General features: G+C 39.7%; 15 protein-coding genes. 4 read left to right on the top strand and 11 right to left on the bottom strand.

Annotated elements, in window-relative coordinates:
• Positions 1 to 7: 7 nt before the first annotated feature.
• Genes CLV81_RS04070 through CLV81_RS04045 form a run of 6 tightly spaced genes read right to left on the bottom strand, consistent with a single transcriptional unit; the run spans position 8 to position 8,802 of the window.
• A complete protein-coding gene (locus CLV81_RS04070) occupies positions 8 to 2,392 on the bottom strand; it encodes an ABC transporter permease (RefSeq protein ID WP_106143771.1) in 2,385 nt (794 codons plus the stop codon).
• A 22-nt stretch (positions 2,393 to 2,414) separates the two neighbouring features.
• Positions 2,415 to 4,799, bottom strand: a complete 2,385-nt coding sequence (locus CLV81_RS04065; RefSeq protein WP_106143770.1) for an ABC transporter permease — start codon at positions 4,797 to 4,799, stop codon at positions 2,415 to 2,417.
• A 34-nt stretch (positions 4,800 to 4,833) separates the two neighbouring features.
• Positions 4,834 to 5,529 (bottom strand): ABC transporter ATP-binding protein, encoded by a 696-nt coding sequence (locus CLV81_RS04060; protein ID WP_106143769.1) that lies wholly within the window; start codon positions 5,527 to 5,529, stop codon positions 4,834 to 4,836.
• Positions 5,530 to 5,555: 26 nt separating this feature from the next.
• Complete coding sequence (locus CLV81_RS04055) at positions 5,556 to 6,176, bottom strand: hypothetical protein (RefSeq protein WP_106143768.1); 621 nt, start codon at positions 6,174 to 6,176, stop codon at positions 5,556 to 5,558.
• Positions 6,177 to 6,200: 24 nt separating this feature from the next.
• Positions 6,201 to 7,451 (bottom strand): efflux RND transporter periplasmic adaptor subunit, encoded by a 1,251-nt coding sequence (locus CLV81_RS04050; protein ID WP_106143767.1) that lies wholly within the window; start codon positions 7,449 to 7,451, stop codon positions 6,201 to 6,203.
• Between the two features lie 7 nt (positions 7,452 to 7,458).
• Positions 7,459 to 8,802, bottom strand: a complete 1,344-nt coding sequence (locus CLV81_RS04045) for a TolC family protein (RefSeq protein WP_106143766.1) — start codon at positions 8,800 to 8,802, stop codon at positions 7,459 to 7,461.
• A gap of 199 nt (positions 8,803 to 9,001) precedes the next feature.
• Between CLV81_RS04045 and CLV81_RS04040 the strand changes: the two genes are divergently transcribed.
• From CLV81_RS04040 to CLV81_RS04025, 4 genes are all read left to right on the top strand, one after another.
• The gene (locus tag CLV81_RS04040) at positions 9,002 to 10,366 is read left to right on the top strand and encodes a sigma-54-dependent transcriptional regulator (protein WP_106143765.1); all 1,365 of its coding nucleotides are present in this window, start codon (positions 9,002 to 9,004) and stop codon (positions 10,364 to 10,366) included.
• Positions 10,366 to 11,715 carry a sensor histidine kinase gene (locus tag CLV81_RS04035; protein ID WP_106143764.1) on the top strand — a complete coding sequence of 450 codons (1,350 nt, stop codon included), beginning with the start codon at positions 10,366 to 10,368 and terminating at the stop codon, positions 11,713 to 11,715. The genes CLV81_RS04040 and CLV81_RS04035 overlap by 1 nt, the downstream gene beginning before the upstream one ends.
• An 11-nt stretch (positions 11,716 to 11,726) precedes the next feature.
• Positions 11,727 to 12,176 (top strand): GreA/GreB family elongation factor, encoded by a 450-nt coding sequence (locus tag CLV81_RS04030; RefSeq protein ID WP_106143763.1) that lies wholly within the window; start codon positions 11,727 to 11,729, stop codon positions 12,174 to 12,176.
• Between the two features lie 83 nt (positions 12,177 to 12,259).
• On the top strand, positions 12,260 to 12,631 hold the full coding sequence (locus CLV81_RS04025) for a nuclear transport factor 2 family protein (RefSeq protein ID WP_146129824.1): 372 nt from the start codon (positions 12,260 to 12,262) through the stop codon (positions 12,629 to 12,631).
• Here the strand turns inward: CLV81_RS04025 and arfB are convergent.
• From arfB to mscL, 5 genes are all read right to left on the bottom strand, one after another.
• Positions 12,628 to 13,032: an alternative ribosome rescue aminoacyl-tRNA hydrolase ArfB gene (arfB, locus tag CLV81_RS04020; RefSeq protein WP_106143761.1), complete on the bottom strand. Its 405-nt coding sequence runs from the start codon at positions 13,030 to 13,032 to the stop codon at positions 12,628 to 12,630. The two genes, CLV81_RS04025 and arfB, sit on opposite strands and share 4 nt — an antisense overlap.
• Positions 13,011 to 14,018, bottom strand: a complete 1,008-nt coding sequence (locus tag CLV81_RS04015) for an ABC transporter ATP-binding protein (RefSeq protein ID WP_106143760.1) — start codon at positions 14,016 to 14,018, stop codon at positions 13,011 to 13,013. The genes arfB and CLV81_RS04015 overlap by 22 nt, the downstream gene beginning before the upstream one ends.
• Positions 14,019 to 14,081: 63 nt before the next feature.
• The gene (locus CLV81_RS04010) at positions 14,082 to 16,235 is read right to left on the bottom strand and encodes a prolyl oligopeptidase family serine peptidase (protein WP_106143759.1); all 2,154 of its coding nucleotides are present in this window, start codon (positions 16,233 to 16,235) and stop codon (positions 14,082 to 14,084) included.
• Positions 16,236 to 16,312: 77 nt separating this feature from the next.
• Positions 16,313 to 17,326: an aspartate-semialdehyde dehydrogenase gene (locus CLV81_RS04005; RefSeq protein ID WP_106143758.1), complete on the bottom strand. Its 1,014-nt coding sequence runs from the start codon at positions 17,324 to 17,326 to the stop codon at positions 16,313 to 16,315.
• A 191-nt stretch (positions 17,327 to 17,517) separates the two neighbouring features.
• Complete coding sequence (gene mscL, locus CLV81_RS04000) at positions 17,518 to 17,925, bottom strand: large-conductance mechanosensitive channel protein MscL (RefSeq protein WP_106144899.1); 408 nt, start codon at positions 17,923 to 17,925, stop codon at positions 17,518 to 17,520.
• Between the last annotated feature and the right edge of the window lie 35 nt (positions 17,926 to 17,960).

Below are 17,960 nucleotides of genomic sequence, written 5' to 3'. Positions count from 1 at the left end.
GTTACTGTTATTCCGTTCTAAGACTCTTTATGGGGTTGGCTGACGCTGCCTTAAGTGTCTGATAACTTATGGTCAGTAGGGTTATAAGCATTACGGAACCAATAGCCAAAGCAAACACCCACCACCCAATTTCGGTTCGATAGGTATATCCTTGTAGCCATTGGTCCATTATATACCATGAGGCTGGCGTGGCTACAATTCCAGCTATGGCAATAAGTTTTAAAAAATCGGTAGAAAGTAAAGTAAGAATGTTGCCAATGCTACTCCCAAGAACTTTACGTATACCAATTTCTTTTGTACGATGGCTTACAAAGAACAAGATGAGTCCATAAAGCCCTAGACAACCTATGAAAATAGCAAGCCCGGAGAAAACTTTGGATAGGGATAAATAGCGTTGCTCTGTTTCGTATTGTTCTGCTACACTTTCATCCAAAAAGCGATAGTCGAAAATTTGTTTGGAAAAAGTCTGAGACCATTCTTTTTCCAATTGTTCCATGGTAGCTTTCGTATTGAGATGGTTTATTTTAATACCTAACTCATTATACCATCTTACATAGGGCGCTATGAAAACTGGCTTAATTTCTTCGGTGAAACTACCATCATGAAAGTTTTTCACTACACCTACAATGGTGGCTTTTATCCTCTCCCCATTAACGGCAATTGCTCTGCCCAAAATGTCCTCAGCCGAGTCAGCCCCTACTTTTTCTACAAACTTTTCATTGACTAGCATTTCAGTTATTGAATCGTTCTTAAAGAAATTCCTTCCTGCTGCAAGTGGAATATTAAAGGCATTCAAGTAGTCTTCATCCCCAATTTTAATGGAAATACTAAATTCTTCACGTTCGGGGCGATTGTTATACTTAACAGTTGTATCCCAAAAAGTGTTGGCTCCTCCAGGGCTGGTGAGACAGCCTGAAACTTTTTGGACCCCCGCAACTTGTTTTAGCCTTTCCTTAAGGTCATAAAACTTTTCTGAATCTATGGTTTCGGGTATCTCGAGCATCACAATGGATTCTTTGTCGAAGCCTAAATCTGATTGGGTCGCATATTTAATCTGTCTTGAGATTACCAAAGTGGCTACAATTAGGGAAATGGAAATAACAAACTGGGCCACCACCAAAAACTTTCGTGTTGTTGCTCCTCCGGTATCATTGTGGCTCAACTTTCCTTTTAAAGCCAGGATGGGAACTATCTTGGATAGCAAAAGACCTGGATATGCTCCTGAAAGAAGTGAGACCAATATTAGCAGAGCAATTAAAAACCCAAAGAATTGAAAGCTCAAAAGACTTTCCAATGTCAATTGTATTTCAAATAGGGCATTGAAAGAAGGCAAGAAGAGAATGGCCATGCCAAAACCTAATGCAATGGCAAACAAGCTAATGAGAAAGGTCTCGCTCAAGAATTGCCAAAAAAGTTGTTTTTTAAACCCTCCCAGTACTTTTCGAATTCCTATTTCCTTGGAACGATAAAAAGCCTGTGCCGTAGAAATATTGATAAAGTTTATGGAAGCAATGACCAATAAGAATAGACCGATAATCCCAAAAACAATCAAAAAGACAGGATCCAAGCCACCGTAATCATGGTTAAGATGTATCTCTGATAAGGGTTGCATCTTATAAACATGGGTGTTCATACTGTTCGGTCTATGTTTTTTTGGAAGTTCCAAAAGCACATTTTCTATTTGTGCTATATCCTGATTTGGTTTTAACAATGCAAAACACTGTAAGTTGGTGGTGATTCCGCCCCAATTCTCACCATAGGCAAAATCAGAGAAGTCCTCTAGGTTTTTAAAAGCAATAAAAATTGAGCCCTCCAAAAATGAAGTCTGTGGAATATTTTTTAGAACCCCAGTAATTTCAATGATCTTATCATTTTCCAAAACAAAGGTTTTTCCAACGACATCCGTGTGGCCAAAAAGTTGGATAGCTTCGTTTTGGGTAATCACTGCAGTATTAGGTGCGGAAAGCGAAACAGCATTACTGCCATCCAATAGAGGAAAATTGAAAATTTTGAAAAAATCTTCTTCGGTGAACAATACATCTCTTTTAAATTTATTGGTATTCCCATTTTGTTCGATGTCAAGAACAAGCCCGGATTGACCCACTATTTTAGCTACTTTGTCCGTATAGGCATATTCTTCTCGGAACACCTTGGCAAATGCTGGGGGAACACTGGCAGAATACACTACAACATCTGTATGTTCTTCTGTGGCCATTCTGTAAATGAGATCTTCGTTGGGATGAAAATCATCGAATGAATAATGGTACCCCAAGAAAAGATAAATCAAAATGGCACTGCCAAAACCAATGGAAAGCCCCAGGATATTAATAGTGGTGAAAACCTTTCTTTTGATAAGATTTCTCCAGGCGATTTTAAAATAGCTCTTAAGCATGATGATTTTCTTTTTTGATCGATTATTCTATTCTCAGACTTTTTACAGGGCTTGTGACGGCCACTTTTAAGGTTTGATAGCTAATGGTAATCAGGGTAATAATCATGATTGAAACTATGGCCAAAGCAAAAATCCACCAACGAATCTCGGTTCTATAGGCGTAACCCTGTAGCCATTGTTCCATGAGATACCAGGCAATTGGAGTGGAAAGCAGCCCAGCGATAAGAATCAATTTGAAAAAATCCATGGTGAAAAGGGCCAGTATATTGGCGACGTTGCTCCCAAGTACTTTTCGAATCCCGATTTCCTTGGTTCTGAGCCCGACAAAGAAAAGGATGAGGCCATACAAACCAAGACAACCGATAAGAATGGCAAGAGCTGAGAAGACTTTAGATAATGATAAATACCGTTGTTCGGCTTCGTACTCTTGGGCCACTCGCTCATCCAAAAAACGATAATCGAATATATAGCCTTCAAAAGCCTGAGACCATATTTGTTCTATTCGCTGTAGTGTGGACCGAGTGTTTACAGGACCAATCTTAACGGCAATTTCTCCATACCAATTAGGGTTGTCAGCGATAAATGCCGGACGAATTTCTTCAGCAAAACTGACATCATGAAAATTGCGAACCACCCCTACAATGGTTGCTTGTATCTCATCTCCGTTGGCTTTTAGCTTTTTCCCCAGAAGTTCTTGTGGATCTAACACTCCTACTTTTTCTCCAAATTTTTCATTGACCAATACTTCTGTGATTGAATCACTTTTAAAAAAATTCCTTCCTGCAACAAGTTCTATTCCGAAGGTTTCAAGAAAATTGACATCACCTATTTTAGCTTGAATGCTGAATTCTTCATTCTCTGGACGATTATTGAATTTGACGCTGGTACCCCAATTGTTCTCTGCGGCCCCTGGACTGCTCAAACAGCCTGAAACGCTCTTTACTCCAGGTATTTGACTGAAACGCTCGGTCAAAGTTCCATATTGAATTTTTTCAAGTTCCCCAGGAACTTCCAACATTACCACAGAGTCTTTGTCAAACCCCAAATCTGCATTGACCGCATATTCAAGTTGTCTTGAAATAATCAGGGTGGCGGCAATAAGTGTTATGGAAATGGCGAACTGGGCTACGACCAGAACTTTTCGAGTTTTATTGCCCCCGGTGTCATTATGAGTGAGTTTGCCTTTTAGTGCGAGAACGGGAACAATCCGGGACATAAGCAGCCCTGGATAGCTACCTGACATGAACGCCACTACGGCCAAAATCAACATAAGAAATCCAAAAAACTCAAAAGTCAGAAGGTCGCGTATGGATAACTGAAGTTCAAACAACGCATTAAAAGAAGGGAGAAAAAGTGCTGCCAATAAAACACCGACAAGGATGGCAAAAAGACTAATTACAAAAGTTTCTGAAAGAAACTGCCAAAACAAGTGTGTTTTAAAACTTCCCAGTACTTTTCGAATCCCAATTTCTTTGGAACGATAGAAAGCTTGAGCGGTTGATATATTTATGAAATTGATACAAGCAATTGCAATCAAAAACACGCCAATAATGCCAAAAATCCAGAGGAGAACAGGGTCGACCCCACCATAGTAGGGATTAAAATGAATGTCCGCCAAGGATTGAAGTTTATATATGTGCTTGTTTTTACTTTTTGGACGATGTTGCTTGGGAAGTTCAACTAAAGCGCTCTCAATCGCTTGAATATTTTGATTGGGTCTTAAAAGCGCAAAGCACTGAAGATTACTTGAAATTCCGCCCCAACTTTCTGAAGCGGCAAAACCAAAGAAATCCTCGAGGTTGCCAAATGATACAAAAACCTGCTCTTCATGAAATGTGGTTTTAGGTAGATTTTTCAGTACCCCGGTTATTTTTATGGTCTTGTCATTTTCCAGTACAAAGGTTTGGCCAACTATGTCGGTTTTTCCAAACATTTTGAGTGCTATTTCTTCTGTAACAACCGCTGTATTGGGCTCTGATAACGATATGTTGTTACTTCCATCCAAGAGAGGGTAATTGAAAATCTTGAAGAAGTCTTCCTCAGCAAACACAACATCTTCCTTAAGCTTTTTAGTTGTGCCATCAACCTCAACATCCATAACGAGGCCGCTCTGTTCAACAATTTTTGCCACTCTTTCGGCATATTCGTAGTCTTCGCGAAACACTTTGGCAAAGCCGGGAGGAACACTAGCTTCATAATCAATAAGATCCCGGTGTTCCTCAGTGACAATTCTGTAAATCCTATCTGAGTTTTCGTGGAACTTGTCAAAAGAAAGATGGTAACTCAAAAAGAGATATATAAGAATACTACTTCCAAAACCAATGGCAAGCCCAAGTATATTAATAGCAGTGAACACCTTACGTTTCAGTAGATTTCTCCAGGCAATTCTGACATAGTTCCTAAACATGATTTTTTGTTTTTTGATTGATGAATAAACTCTCTTATACGGTTGCCTGTATAGGTTTGTTTTGGCTTTCAGTCACTATTTGTCCATCGAATAGGTTGATTACCCTATGCGAGTAGTGGGAATCACGGTCAGAGTGCGTCACCATTACAATAGTGGTGCCTTCTTGATTAAGTTCGGTGAGCAGTTTCATTACCTCTATTCCGTTTTTGGAGTCAAGGTTCCCGGTAGGCTCATCTGCCAGAATCAGTTTGGGATTTGTAACTACGGCACGGGCAATAGCAACACGTTGCTGTTGACCTCCTGATAACTGCTGTGGAAAATGTTTTTCCCTGTGGGCAATTTTCATACGTTCCAAAACCGCTTGAACTTTCTGCTTTCTTTCGCTTTTATTCATTTTAAGATAAATCAAAGGAAGTTCTACATTTTCAAAAACAGTGAGCTCATCAATAAGGTTGAAGCTCTGAAAAACAAATCCCAAGTTTCCTTTACGAAGTTGTGTACGTTGGCTTTCTTTTAATCCACTCACCTCATGACCAGCAAAGTTGTAACTGCCATCGGTCGGATTGTCCAACATCCCAATAATGTTCAACAATGTTGATTTTCCGCACCCGGATGGTCCCATCACAGCGACAAACTCGCCTTCTGCCACGTTCAAGTTTACTCCGTTGAGCGCCAAGGTTTCTACTTCTTCGGTTCTAAAACTCTTTTTAAGGTTCTGTATCTGTATCATTTTTATGATGTTATGGTCTTTATTAATTAGTTATATGGTTCGTTTTTTATGTTTGTCTCCCAAGATGATACCGAGAGTTCCTCTTCCAAATCTTCAATGTCAATGTAGAGAATAGCATCTATGTCAAAATAAACTTCGTAGGGAGAAAATCCTGCAGGAAGGTATTTAGAGGTATCAAAGTCTAAAGCAAATTCTTCCTCTTCCATATAATTGATGGAATCCACCGAAACGATATCGGTATATGGATCAAAATCTTCCGGAAGAAATACTTTGGTGTCAATACCAGCAACATATTCATTTTCTTCTTCAACATACTCTATGGAGTCAATGTCGAAGTAAGTGGTATAAGGATCAAAGTTTTCAGGAAGATAGTCGTTTGGATTGAACCCAAGCTCAACCTTATCTTCAGTGACATAGTCAATGTTATTTATATCCAATTCAACTTCACCATTCTCTTCATTGCATGGAATACATGGTTGTTCCCCTGCTGCAAATTGAGCTTTAATCGTATTGGATACAATCGAATTTGTAGAATTCAGGACTACTTCTAGTTTTTCGTGATTGAAGTCCCATTGACTTTGTTGTTCTTCTGCTATGGCGGAGCTAGCTAAGAGCGCACATCCATAAAATATCACTAATCTGTTCATTTTTTTATGTTTTTTAATTGAAATTTATTTTAATACTATTCTTTCGGCAGTACCAAAACTGTCGTAGTTACTGGTAATCACCTTTTCTCCAGGCTGAAGTCCCTCAAGAACTTCGTAATACCTTGAGTTTTGCTTTCCTATTCTAATGTTTCGCTTCAATGCTTCGTCTTCACTGGCACCAAGAACAAAAACCCATTGTCCACCAGTACTTTGATAGAATCCACCTTTTGGAAGTAGAAGAGCATCATTGGAAGCGCCCAATTGTAATCTAATATTGTAGCTCTGGCCCGCTCTTATAGTTTCAGGTTTGTTATCCGTAAAAACCAGATCCACTTGAAATCTTCCGTTTCTAACTTCAGGATAGACCTTTCTAACCCTCAACTGATATTCATTTCCATTGCGTTCAAGGGAAGCGAACAAATCTCGTTTTACACGATCAATGTAGTGTTCGTCTATTTCGGCTTCTATTTTATAGTCTGTCAATACATTTACCTGACCTATACGCTGTCCTTGAGCAATGTTTTGACCAATTTCGGCGTCCAAAAAGCCCAATTGACCATCAGCGGGAGCCCTTACGTTTAAGTGATCGAGTCTTTCATAAACCATTGAAAGTGTTTTTCTCATTCGGACCAAATCGGCATCCAGACTGGTCAATGAAGTTTTGCTCAATTCCTCATCTTGCTTAGTTTGCTTTTCAATAATATTGTGTTGTCGCTGAGCCAACTCAAAGTTCTCTTTGGATAGGAGATATGCTTCTTTTGAGATTAACTTCTCTTCGTAAAGCTCTTGGTTCTGCTCATAATTTCTTTTTAGGCGCTGTAGGTCATAGAAAGCTGTAGCCAAGGATTGTCTGCCATCCAAAAGTCTGGAATCAAAATTGAGTTTGGTGGAACGTAGGTCATTTTGCTTTAAGGCCAAATTGCTTTCACTAGCTAAAATTTGTTCATAAAGCACCATGTTTTCCAGCTTGAGAATAATGTCTCCTTTTTTTACCATGGCACCTTCCTCAATCAGTTTTTCGGTTACTCGGCCACCTTCATAGGCATCCATATATATGGTAGCAATTGGAGCTACATTTCCATTGATGGTGATAAAGTCATCGAACTTTCCATCAACAACCTCGGAGATTGAAAGTCGCTCTTTATCGGTTCTAAATGTTGAGGTGGTTCCGGCAAAAAGTAGTTTCCATCCAACAAATAGAAGTAATATTCCCATTGCAATGTAACCGTAGTGCTTGGGTCTTAATCCTTTCTTTTTTTCTAATTGTATATCCATTAGTCTATCAATTGATATTAAAAATTGGCAAGCCGCTATAAAAATCTATTGTGCTTTCGTTTACTTTCAGACGAAGGCGTACTTGTAGATTTTCGTTCTGTGCTGTTCCGTATAAGTTTTTAGCTTGAAAAAGCTCTAATGCGTTAATCAGCCCTTTCTCGTATCTCTTTTGTGCAATTTGAAATGCCAAACCTTGTGATTCAACACGCTTGTTGCTTTGTTCGTATTCGGCAACTAAAGCGTTGTTGGTTTGAACCAGCTGTTGAACTAATTGAAATAAGGCCTGCTCTTGAATGTCCAAATTGTTTTCTGCTTGTAACAATGCAATTTTTTGTTGCTTCACCTGTGAGCGGCTGGACCATCCGTTTGTAATTGGAACAATGATCTGTGCCCCGATGAATCGTGAAAAGTTGTCGTTCAATTGGTCTGAGAAAGGCACGGGCACATCGTTGTCATCTAATGTAGTTTCGGAATATCTTGATTCCAGACCCGCAATCATGGATAAGGAAGGATACAGATTACCGCGAGTAGCGTTCAATTGCTTTTTGGCCGCCTTCACCAAGTATTCTTGGGACTTGATTACAGGAATGAATCCTTTTGCCGCCGTATATAAAGAATCAACCTCTACTGTACCTGAGCCTTCCACATCATTTTCACTTGCTTCTTCAATTTGAAGTTCGATGTCACTTTCTTCTGTAAGGTTCATTTCCTGAAGTAGAGTCAATTTGGATAGAGCAAGTAAGTTGCGATTTTGGGTAACCAAAAGTTTGTCCGATAACAAATTGGATTCGGCTTCCACCAAATCTGCTTCTGCCATTACCCCTAACTCAACCTGACGTTGTACCATATCGTAATTGGTCTGTGAGATGTCCTGTTGCTCCAAGGAGTTTGCCACCAACCCTTCGTTGAACTTAATGTCGTAGTAGGCGCTCATTACTCTGAAGGCAAGTAGAAACTTCTCTTGAAGCACATCTTCTTTGGCGGCTTCGTAAATGAACTTGGCCGCTTTGATGGAGTTTAGTTTTTGAAATCCTTGAAAAATGTCTAGGTTGGCGTTGACACTATAATTGAAACTGTTGAACTCTTGATTGACAAATACACCGGTTGAAGGGTCCTCATTTAGACCGGTATTATAGCGATATTGTGAAAAACCACTAAAGTTGGGCAACAAATTACGAACTGATTGACGATAGCTCTCGCGATTGTTGTCTTTGGTATAACTAAGATTTTTGACTTGCAAATTGTTTTCAACGGCATAAGAAACACACTCATCCAAAGTCCATGCTTTTTGTGAAAACATCTTAGCTGCCAAGATGAAGAAAACTACTGATATGTATATTTTAAATTTCATGTTTTATTGCTGTGCCAAACTTAAAGCTATTCATATGCCAAAAAATTAAATATCTGTAAATCAAATGTTTAATATAAAATCAATAATTATTGAAAAAACAAAGTGTAAATTTTTTATACAATTTCTGTCCAAATATTTTACAATGCCTAGCGGGATTGACATTCTATTTGTAGCTTTAAATCAATAAACTATAGGATTTATGATTGATGCCAATATTTTGGTAGTGGATGATAATAAAAGCGTGCTCAGTGCGCTTGAGATTTTACTTCAATTTGAGTATAAAAGTGTTAAGACCCTGTTTAACCCCAATCAGCTTTCATCTTTTCCTAAACTGGAGGAAATAGATATTGTTCTTTTGGATATGAATTTTTCTGCTGGGGTCAATACAGGAAATGAGGGACTGTTTTGGTTGAACGAAATAAAAAAGAAGTCACCCAATACCTCCGTAATCTTGATGACTGCGTATGGAGCAGTGGATCTTGCCGTGAGTGCATTAAAGCAGGGCGCAGCAGACTTCATCCTAAAACCATGGAACAATGAACGTTTAATGGCCACAGTGAAATCCGCATATGAACTAAGAAAATCCAAGCTTGAAATCAATAAGCTAAAAAAGAAAGAAACCCATTTAAAACAGGTTATTAATGAAGGAAAGAATTTGATTATCGGAAATTCCAAGGCATTGAATTCTGTTTTGAATCTTGTAAAAAAGGTGGCCAAGACCGATGTCAATGTTTTGATTACTGGAGAGAATGGAACGGGTAAAGAATTGATTGCAAGAGAGCTCCATCGTCTTTCAGCTCGAAAAGATGAGGTGTTCATTGGTGTTGATATGGGTTCTATTGCGGAGAACCTTTTCGAAAGTGAGCTCTTTGGTCACTTGAAAGGATCATTTACGGATGCAAAAGAAGATCGGGTAGGAAAATTTGAAGCTGCACACCAAGGGAGTCTTTTTTTGGATGAGATGGGGAACCTTTCTTTACAAATGCAAGCAAAACTTCTATCCGCAATACAGAACAAATCCATTGTTAGAGTGGGGTCCAATAAATCCATTTCCGTGGATATCCGATTAATCTGTGCTACAAACTGCAACTTGGAACAAATGGTCGCCGACGGACTTTTTAGAGAGGATTTGCTCTACCGCATCAATACTATACATATTGAGGTACCACCTCTCCGTGAGCGGGAGGGGGACATACTTGTATTGGCCGACTTCTTTCTGAAAAGGTTTGGGGGCAAATACGATAAACCGAGCCTCAAAATCAATAGTGCAGCCCAAGAAAAACTAATGACCTATACTTGGCCAGGTAATATCAGGGAATTACAGCATACTATGGAACGTGCAGTAATTTTGTCTGAAGGAGATGTGATAAAACCATCAGATTTTTTATTGCACCCAAAACCTCATAACGAATTGGGCAATAGTGCCTTGACCCTAGATGATATGGAACAGCAAATGATTGCCAAGGCACTTGAACAGAATGAGGGAAATCACAGTGCAGCGGCCGAACAGCTTGGGATTTCAAGACAAACGCTCTATAACAAATTGAAAAAGAATCAGTCCTGATGGTAAGTAACAATTTTTATTATCGGCTTATTGTTAGGGTGGTATTTATAGGCATTACTGCCTTAGGGATAGCCTACACATTTATTAATAAGGAATTCTTATTTAGTGGACTTTGGTTCTTGTTTTTTGTGGTTCAGATAATACTTCTAGTTCGTTTTTTCAATCAAATGAATAGCGCTATTGCCTATCTGTTCAAAGCCATGAAGAACGAAGATTTCACGCTTCGATTTCCCAAGGAAACCAAGCTAAAATCCTTGAACGAACTTAACCATAGTTTGAATCTGCTCAATGATACGGTTCAGGATCTTTATCTAAAGAATGAAGCCAAGGAAAAGTATTATCAGGAAATTATCAAGCAAGCGGATATAGGTATCCTTACAGTAAATCCGGCAGGACATATATTATTTGCCAATCCGACTATGGAACGTTTGCTCAATCACAGTCCGTTAAACCATATCAAGCAGTTACAACAGGTTGATGAAAAACTGTACCAACTTTTTAGTGAATTGAAACCGTTTGATCGTAAACTGGTGGAGTTGACCAATGAAAGGGAGCAAAAACAATTGGCTTTAAAATCTCGGGGGATTGTCCTTAACGAGCAAGAATTGTTGTTGGTCGTAGCCCAGGATATTGACAAGGAATTGGATGAAAAACAAACGGAATCCTGGGTAAGATTGATTCGTGTACTGACCCATGAAATTATGAACACCATTACCCCCATAACTTCTATTTCGGATACGATTATCAAATATTTTTCGAAGAATGGGGAGGCCATTTCTGCATCGGATTTGGAGGAAGCGCAAATACAGAATACCGTAAAAGGTTTGCAAGTAATTAAAGACCAGGGGGGCGACCTGATGGATTTCGTCCAGTCCTATCGAACACTCTTAAGCGTACCGGAACCGGATAGGACCTTGGTAAATGGATTTAACCTAATTAACAAAATACAAGTGCTATTGGAGACCCAGGCAAAGGAGTCTGGCGTTGAATTCACAATAGATTGTACTCCGCTCAATCTAGAGATTTACATAGATGAAAAACAAATTTCGCAAGTACTGCTCAATCTGTGCAAAAATGCCATTCAATCCTCAGAAAACACCAACAATGCCCAAGTTCAGCTAATAGCAAAGCAAGAAAGCGGAATAAAAACTATTGAAGTAAGGGACAACGGACCAGGAATACCCAAGGAACTAATGGAAGAAATCTTTGTACCTTTTTTTACTACGAAGACAAGTGGGACCGGGATTGGATTGAGTCTTTCAAAGAGGGTAATGCAGTTGCATGGTGGAAGCATCAAAGTGCATTCCATCCCTAGTGTTGAAACGGTTTTCAGATTGACCTTTATATAAAAATAGGCTCCATGTCGATAAAAACAGCGCTTCTGGAACACTGCCATGCTTATGTAAATGAAAAGGAACAGAAGTTGACTGCAAGATATAAGCTTCTTCAGGATTCTTTGGTCAACGAAACCAAAAGCACCGCGGGAGATAAGCACGAAACGGGAAGGGCGATGGTTCAGTTGGAACAGGAAAAACTGGAAAAACAGGAAAAGGAGCTGAAACAAGTAAAAGAGATACTTCGAAGAATTTCTATTGACAAATCCACTTCAAATGCAAGTTTAGGAAGTTTAATAAAAACCAATGACCAATCCTATTTTCTGTCAGTTTTTGCAGGAGTTTTTGAAGATACCCATGAAAAGATATTCTGCATTTCCGTCGCCTCTCCAATAGGGCAGTGTTTATTGGGAAAAACTACTGGTGAGAGCTTCAAATTCAATGGGAAGACAATCAAAATCTCGAAAATAGATTAATCGGGATTGGTTTAACCATTCCTTAAAACAAATACCTTATCAAGATGCTTATCTTTAAAGGTATTAACCAATAAATGAATGTCATGACAACACAAGAAGTTGCGGATAAACTGGTTCAGTTGTGCCGTGAAGAAAAGTACAAGGAGGCCTATGACCTTTATGCAGATGATGCAGAAAGTATAGAAATGGATGGAATGCCTGGGGAAAAAGTAACCAAGGGAAAAGACAATATTTGGAATGGTTATTTGCAATGGGCGGAGAGCATTGAAGCAGTTCATGGGGGTACGGTAGGAGACCCTATGGTAGCCGCCAATCATTTCGTAGTACCCATGTCCATGGATGCCACTTTCAAGGATACGGGCCGTTGGGCTTTTGAAGAGCTCTGCTTGTATCAAGTGGAGGACGGGAAAATAAAAAAGGCCCAATACTTTTATGAAGTCCCGTCAATGGGTTAGTCCAAATCGGGTCTTTTGCGATTGATTTTTTTGTTGGACTGCTTTCGCTTGGATTTTAAGCGTTGCTCAACCGAAGATTTTGAAGGCTTTGTAGGTTTCCTTTTTTTGGGAACTTCCAGAGCCTTTTTTAATAGGAGAAAGAAGCGCTTGGTTACCAACTCTTTGTTCTTGTGCTGACTTCTTGATTCTTCACAGTTTAGTTTGAGAATTTTTTCCGCAGTTAATCTTGATCGTAGTTTTAGGCATATTCGTTGCTTTTCCTCTGGTGACAAGCCCAAAGAAGCATCAACATCAAATGAGAGTTCTATCTTGGAAGAAACTTTATTGGCATGTTGCCCTCCTGGTCCGCTACTGCGTACAGCTTTAAACTGAAGTTCTTTTATGATGATTCCTTGGTCCAAAATGCTTCTTTGGGCTTTAGCCGTAAGTTGATAGTCTCCAAAGATATGTTCAAATAAACCGAAGAAGAAATATCATGTTCTTCATTTGAATTAAAGCGAAGTGAATATCCTTCCTTTGTCTCTCCTTCAACTAAAAAATGGGAGCCCCTGAATTGCGATTTGGTAATTTCTACTTTGAGCCCCGACTCCTTCGAAATTTTAAATTCATGCGGATAAATCAATACGGAAGTATCCAATGGAGCGTAAGATTTAAGTAGGCGAATGGGAACCTGATTCACCTCGCCAAACAATGACGCTATATAAAAATTTGGGGGGTTTTGGTACAGCAACTGGGTCTCGTGATTTGCTAAACATTTCCCATCCTTGATAACCAAAATCCTATCGCAATAAGATAGGACATCATTAGGGTCGTGACTAGCGGTTATAACGGTAATACCTTTATTCCTTAGGTAAGGAAACAAATTGTATCGGAGAGCATTTCGCTTAAAATTATCAATGTGACCGAAAGGCTCATCCAACAAAAGCACTTCGGGTTCTTGGGCAAGCACTTTTGCCAGGGCTATTCGTTGTTGTTGGCCTCCACTAAGGTTTTTAACCTTTGTTTTGGCATAGTCCTTCATTTCGATCATTTCGAGTAATTCGGTAATACGATCAGCATGAGTTTCTCGTGTGAAAACAGAAAGATGCTCCGCAATGTTCTCTTCCACAGTGGTGAAGGGCATCAAATCAAAATCTTGGGACAAGTATTTCATATAAGGCTCTCCAGGCACTAAATTGTAATTGGGCCCCAGGGCTTGTTTTTCTCCCCAAAAAATGGAACCTTCTTTAAGATGAAGCAAACCGTAGATAATTTTCAACAGCGTACTTTTCCCTGAGCCACTTTCTCCCATTAAGGCAATATGCTCCCCTTTGTTGACTTTAAAAAAGATATCCTTCAGAATCAACCTGCCATCATAATCAAAAGAGTGAACCTGAACGTCGAGCATTATTTTTAAGAGCATAAAAAATCCGCCTCCTCAAAGGCGGATTTGATTAAATATCCAATTTGATTAATCTTTAAATTCCTTCAAAACGGCTTGGTTTGGAAGGTTATCATATCCCATGTTAAATAAGGTAAAACCAAAAATATCAGCGTACTGCTCAATGGTCTTACTTACAGGTGTTCCCGCTCCGTGCCCCGCATTGGTTTCAATACGGATTAAGGTAGGATTGTCCCCTTGTTGTTTTTCTTGGAGCTCGGCAGTAAACTTAAAGCTATGTGCTGGAACAACACGGTCGTCATGATCCCCAGTGGTGACCAAAGTAGCTGGATACTCCACACCCTCTTTTACATTGTGCACTGGAGAATACCCTTTTAAGTATTCAAACATTTCTTTGTCATCTTCAGAGGTCCCGTAATCATAGGCCCATCCAGCACCTGCCGTGAACGTATGGTAACGTAACATATCCAAAACACCTACTGCAGGCAGCGCCACCTGCATCAAATCAGGACGTTGCGTCATGGTAGCCCCAACTAAAAGCCCTCCATTCGAGCCTCCACGAATAGCTAAGTATTCCTTGGAGGTATAATTGTTAGCAATTAAATATTCGGCTGCCGCGATAAAATCATCAAACACATTCTGCTTTTGTTGCTTGGTGCCGGCAATATGCCATTTCTTGCCGTATTCCCCACCGCCCCTAAGATTGGGTACAGCATAAATTCCACCTTGCTCCATCCAAACTGCATTTACTATACTGAACGAGGGAGTAAGACTTATATTAAAACCACCATATCCGTATAGAATAGTAGGATTTTCTCCATTCATTTCCACACCTTTTTTGTAGGTAATGATCATAGGGACTTTGGTCCCATCCTTTGAATCGAAAAAGACCTGGGTGGAAACATAATCCTCGGGATTGAAATCAATTTCAGGTTTCCAGTATTGCTCATAGGCACCTGTTTCCACATTAAATTTGTACGAGGAACCAGGCGTGTTGTAATTGGTAAAGGAAAAATAGAACTCCTTTTCTTCTTTTTTGCCTCCAAATCCATTGGCGCTTCCCACTCCAGGAAGTTCAACCTCACGCACCAACTTACCATCATAATTGTACTGGATAACTTTGGAAATTGCATCAACCATATATTCTGCGAAGAAGTATCCGCCTCCGGTTCCAGGTGTAAGTACATTCTCGGTTTCTGGAATAACATCCTTCCAATTTTCAGGAGTTGGGTTGGAAGCATCTACGGCGACAATTTTTTTATTGGGCGCGTCTCTGTTCGTAACCAAAAACAGTTTGGAATCTGTATTGTCAATTACATAGGTATCTGAGTCCGTGTCATCAAGAATCGTGACCAATTCACTATTTGGTTTTGATAAATCTTTCATGAAAAGTTTGTTCCCCGAAGTAGATATTCGAGCGGAAACAAACAAGTACTTTTCATCTTTGGATACACTGCCCCCTACATATCTATGTTTTTCCTCAGGTATCCCTCCGAATACCAACTTGTCCTCGGATTGCGGGGCTCCCAAGCTATGATAGTATAGTTTATGTTGGTCTGTTTTAGCAGAAAGTTCACTTCCTTCTGGTTTATCATAACTGGAATAGTAGAAACCGTCATTTCCTTTCCATGAAATACCACTGAATTTGATATCCACAAGCGTATCCTCTACTCTTTCCATGGATTTTGTGTCGATTACGATTCCCTTTCTCCAATCACTTCCTCCCTCGGAAATCAAGTAGGCGGCTTTGGAACCATCTTCGGTAAAACTCAGGCCCATTAATGAAGTGGTACCGTCTTCAGAAAATGTATTGGGGTCTAAAAACACTTCTGCCTCTTCACCATCTTTTTGGCGATAAACCACATATTGATTTTGAAGCCCATCATTTTTATAGAAATAAGTGTACTCACCTTCGGTAAAAGGGGAGCCCAATTTTTCATAATTCCATAGCTTTTCCAGACGGTTTTTTAAGTCTTCTCGAAAAGGGATTTTGTCTAAGTAACCGAATGTGGTGGCATTTTGAGTCTTAACCCAAGCTTCGGTTTCGGTACTACGGTCATCTTCGAGCCAACGAAAAGGGTCTTTTACTTCAGTTCCGAAGTAGGTATCCACAGTGTCTACCTTTTTGGTAACGGGATAGTTCACAGCAATAGGTTCTCTCTTTTTTTCCTGGGTACAACTGGCAAGAATAAGCACAGCGATTAGGAAGGTTAATTTGCGCATTTTCAATTAATTTAATCTGTTAAAAATAGCACAATTCCCACTAGGCTTTTGAAAACTAGGGTAACCTTTAACGTATTTTAAGAAACTGCTGAAGATTGCTGGGCGATCAATCCTTTCTGTACCAAATATTCAGCAATCTGCACAGCGTTAGTCGCTGCTCCTTTTCGCAAATTATCTGATACAATCCACATGTTCAACGTATTGCGTTGCGTCTCGTCTCTACGCAATCTCCCAACAAAGACCTCATCTTTGTCATGCGCATGGATGGGCATGGGATACGTATTGGTTTCAGGATTGTCTTGAACTACTATGCCTGGAGTTTCACTAAGCAATTGTCTAACTTCGTTAAGGTCGAAATCCTTATGAAATTCAACATTGACTGATTCGGAATGACCTCCAGCAGTTGGAATTCGCACTGCAGTAGCGGTGACTGAAAAAGTCCTATCGTCCAATATCTTTTGAGGTTCTCTAGCCAGTTTCATCTCCTCTTTGGTGTATCCATTTTCCATAAAGACATCACAATGTGGTAATGCGTTTCTATTAATTGGATATGGATATGCCATTTCCCCGTCTATACCTTTGGTCTCATTTTCCAATTGCTGGACAGCTTTAACCCCAGTACCTGACACCGATTGATAGGTAGAGACCACAACTCGCTTCATTTGGTATTTGAGATGAAGTGGATTCAATGCCATAACCATCTGAATGGTAGAGCAGTTAGGGTTGGCAATAATCTTGTCCTCGGAGGTCAATTCTGATGCATTGATTTCTGGAACTACCAATTTCTTCGTTGGGTCCATTCGCCAAGCAGAGGAGTTGTCGATTACCGTTGTTCCAACTTCTGCAAACTTGGGAGCCCATTCTAAAGAGGTACCACCTCCAGCGGAGAAGATGGCGATATCTGGTTGAGCGGCAATTGCATCAGCAAGCCCAATAATCGTATAATCCTCACCTTTATACTCCAGTTTTTTACCAACGGAACGCTCAGAAGCCACCAAAAGCAATTCAGTTATAGGAAAATTACGTTCGGCCAATACTTTTAACATCACTTCGCCCACCATTCCCGTGGCTCCAACTACGGCTACTTTCATAGTTTTAATCAATTTATGGAACAAAAGTACATCCGCAGATTGGATTTATGCAAGTCTTTTAAGAAAGATGAAAGAAAAAATAACAAAATGTTACAAATAAAACAACCGTCAGAGTGTTAGCGAAACAGACTGACGGTTTTTTAGTTAAGAATTGTGATGTAGCGGTACCCTTTTTTACAGGGTCGTCGATTTTATTTTTTCAATAAATCCCGGATTTCAGCAAGCAATTCTTCTTGAGATGGTCCTTTTGGTGCCTCTGGAGCAGGCTCTTCTTTCTTCTTCATTCTGTTCACTCCTTTCACAATCAGGAACATGACAAAGGCGACAATGAGGAAATCAATTACGTTGGTCAAGAATGCCCCATAGAGGACTGCTATTTCGCCAACTTTTTCACCTGCGTCATTCACGGTACCTTCATTTATAACATACTTTAAATCATTGAAATCAGAATTAAACAGAAGACCGATGAGCGGTGAAACGATTCCTCCAGTAAAAGAGGCTACAACTTTGTTGAAGGCCGCACCCATGACAAAACCTACGGCAATGTCAACCAAGTTCCCCTTCATGGCGAAATCCTTGAATTCTTTTAGAAATCCCATTTTATAGTTTTTTATGGTTAATGAATCCAAAATAC

Origin of the sequence: Flagellimonas meridianipacifica, from assembly GCF_003001695.1 — a bacterium.
GTDB classification, from domain to species: Bacteria; Bacteroidota; Bacteroidia; order Flavobacteriales; family Flavobacteriaceae; genus Flagellimonas; species Flagellimonas meridianipacifica.
The sequence above is the reverse complement of the archived record's forward strand: the minus strand, read 5'-3'. Positions and strand labels throughout refer to the sequence as shown.

What these genes read in the sequence shown, in the direction of transcription:
- CLV81_RS04005 (WP_106143758.1), bottom strand. Translation starts at nt 17,326, where the DNA reads ATGAAAGTAGCCGTAGTTGGAGCCACGGGAATGGTGGGCGAAGTGATG.
- CLV81_RS04065 (WP_106143770.1), bottom strand. Translation starts at nt 4,799, where the DNA reads ATGTTTAGGAACTATGTCAGAATTGCCTGGAGAAATCTACTGAAACGT.
- CLV81_RS04035 (WP_106143764.1), top strand. Translation starts at nt 10,366, where the DNA reads ATGGTAAGTAACAATTTTTATTATCGGCTTATTGTTAGGGTGGTATTT.
- mscL (WP_106144899.1), bottom strand. Translation starts at nt 17,925, where the DNA reads ATGGGATTTCTAAAAGAATTCAAGGATTTCGCCATGAAGGGGAACTTG.
- CLV81_RS04050 (WP_106143767.1), bottom strand. Translation starts at nt 7,451, where the DNA reads ATGGATATACAATTAGAAAAAAAGAAAGGATTAAGACCCAAGCACTAC.
- CLV81_RS04060 (WP_106143769.1), bottom strand. Translation starts at nt 5,529, where the DNA reads ATGATACAGATACAGAACCTTAAAAAGAGTTTTAGAACCGAAGAAGTA.
- CLV81_RS04015 (WP_106143760.1), bottom strand. Translation starts at nt 14,018, where the DNA reads ATGCTCGACGTTCAGGTTCACTCTTTTGATTATGATGGCAGGTTGATT.
- CLV81_RS04030 (WP_106143763.1), top strand. Translation starts at nt 11,727, where the DNA reads ATGTCGATAAAAACAGCGCTTCTGGAACACTGCCATGCTTATGTAAAT.
- CLV81_RS04045 (WP_106143766.1), bottom strand. Translation starts at nt 8,802, where the DNA reads ATGAAATTTAAAATATACATATCAGTAGTTTTCTTCATCTTGGCAGCT.
- CLV81_RS04070 (WP_106143771.1), bottom strand. Translation starts at nt 2,392, where the DNA reads ATGCTTAAGAGCTATTTTAAAATCGCCTGGAGAAATCTTATCAAAAGA.
- CLV81_RS04025 (WP_146129824.1), top strand. Translation starts at nt 12,260, where the DNA reads ATGACAACACAAGAAGTTGCGGATAAACTGGTTCAGTTGTGCCGTGAA.
- CLV81_RS04055 (WP_106143768.1), bottom strand. Translation starts at nt 6,176, where the DNA reads ATGAACAGATTAGTGATATTTTATGGATGTGCGCTCTTAGCTAGCTCC.
- CLV81_RS04040 (WP_106143765.1), top strand. Translation starts at nt 9,002, where the DNA reads ATGATTGATGCCAATATTTTGGTAGTGGATGATAATAAAAGCGTGCTC.
- CLV81_RS04010 (WP_106143759.1), bottom strand. Translation starts at nt 16,235, where the DNA reads ATGCGCAAATTAACCTTCCTAATCGCTGTGCTTATTCTTGCCAGTTGT.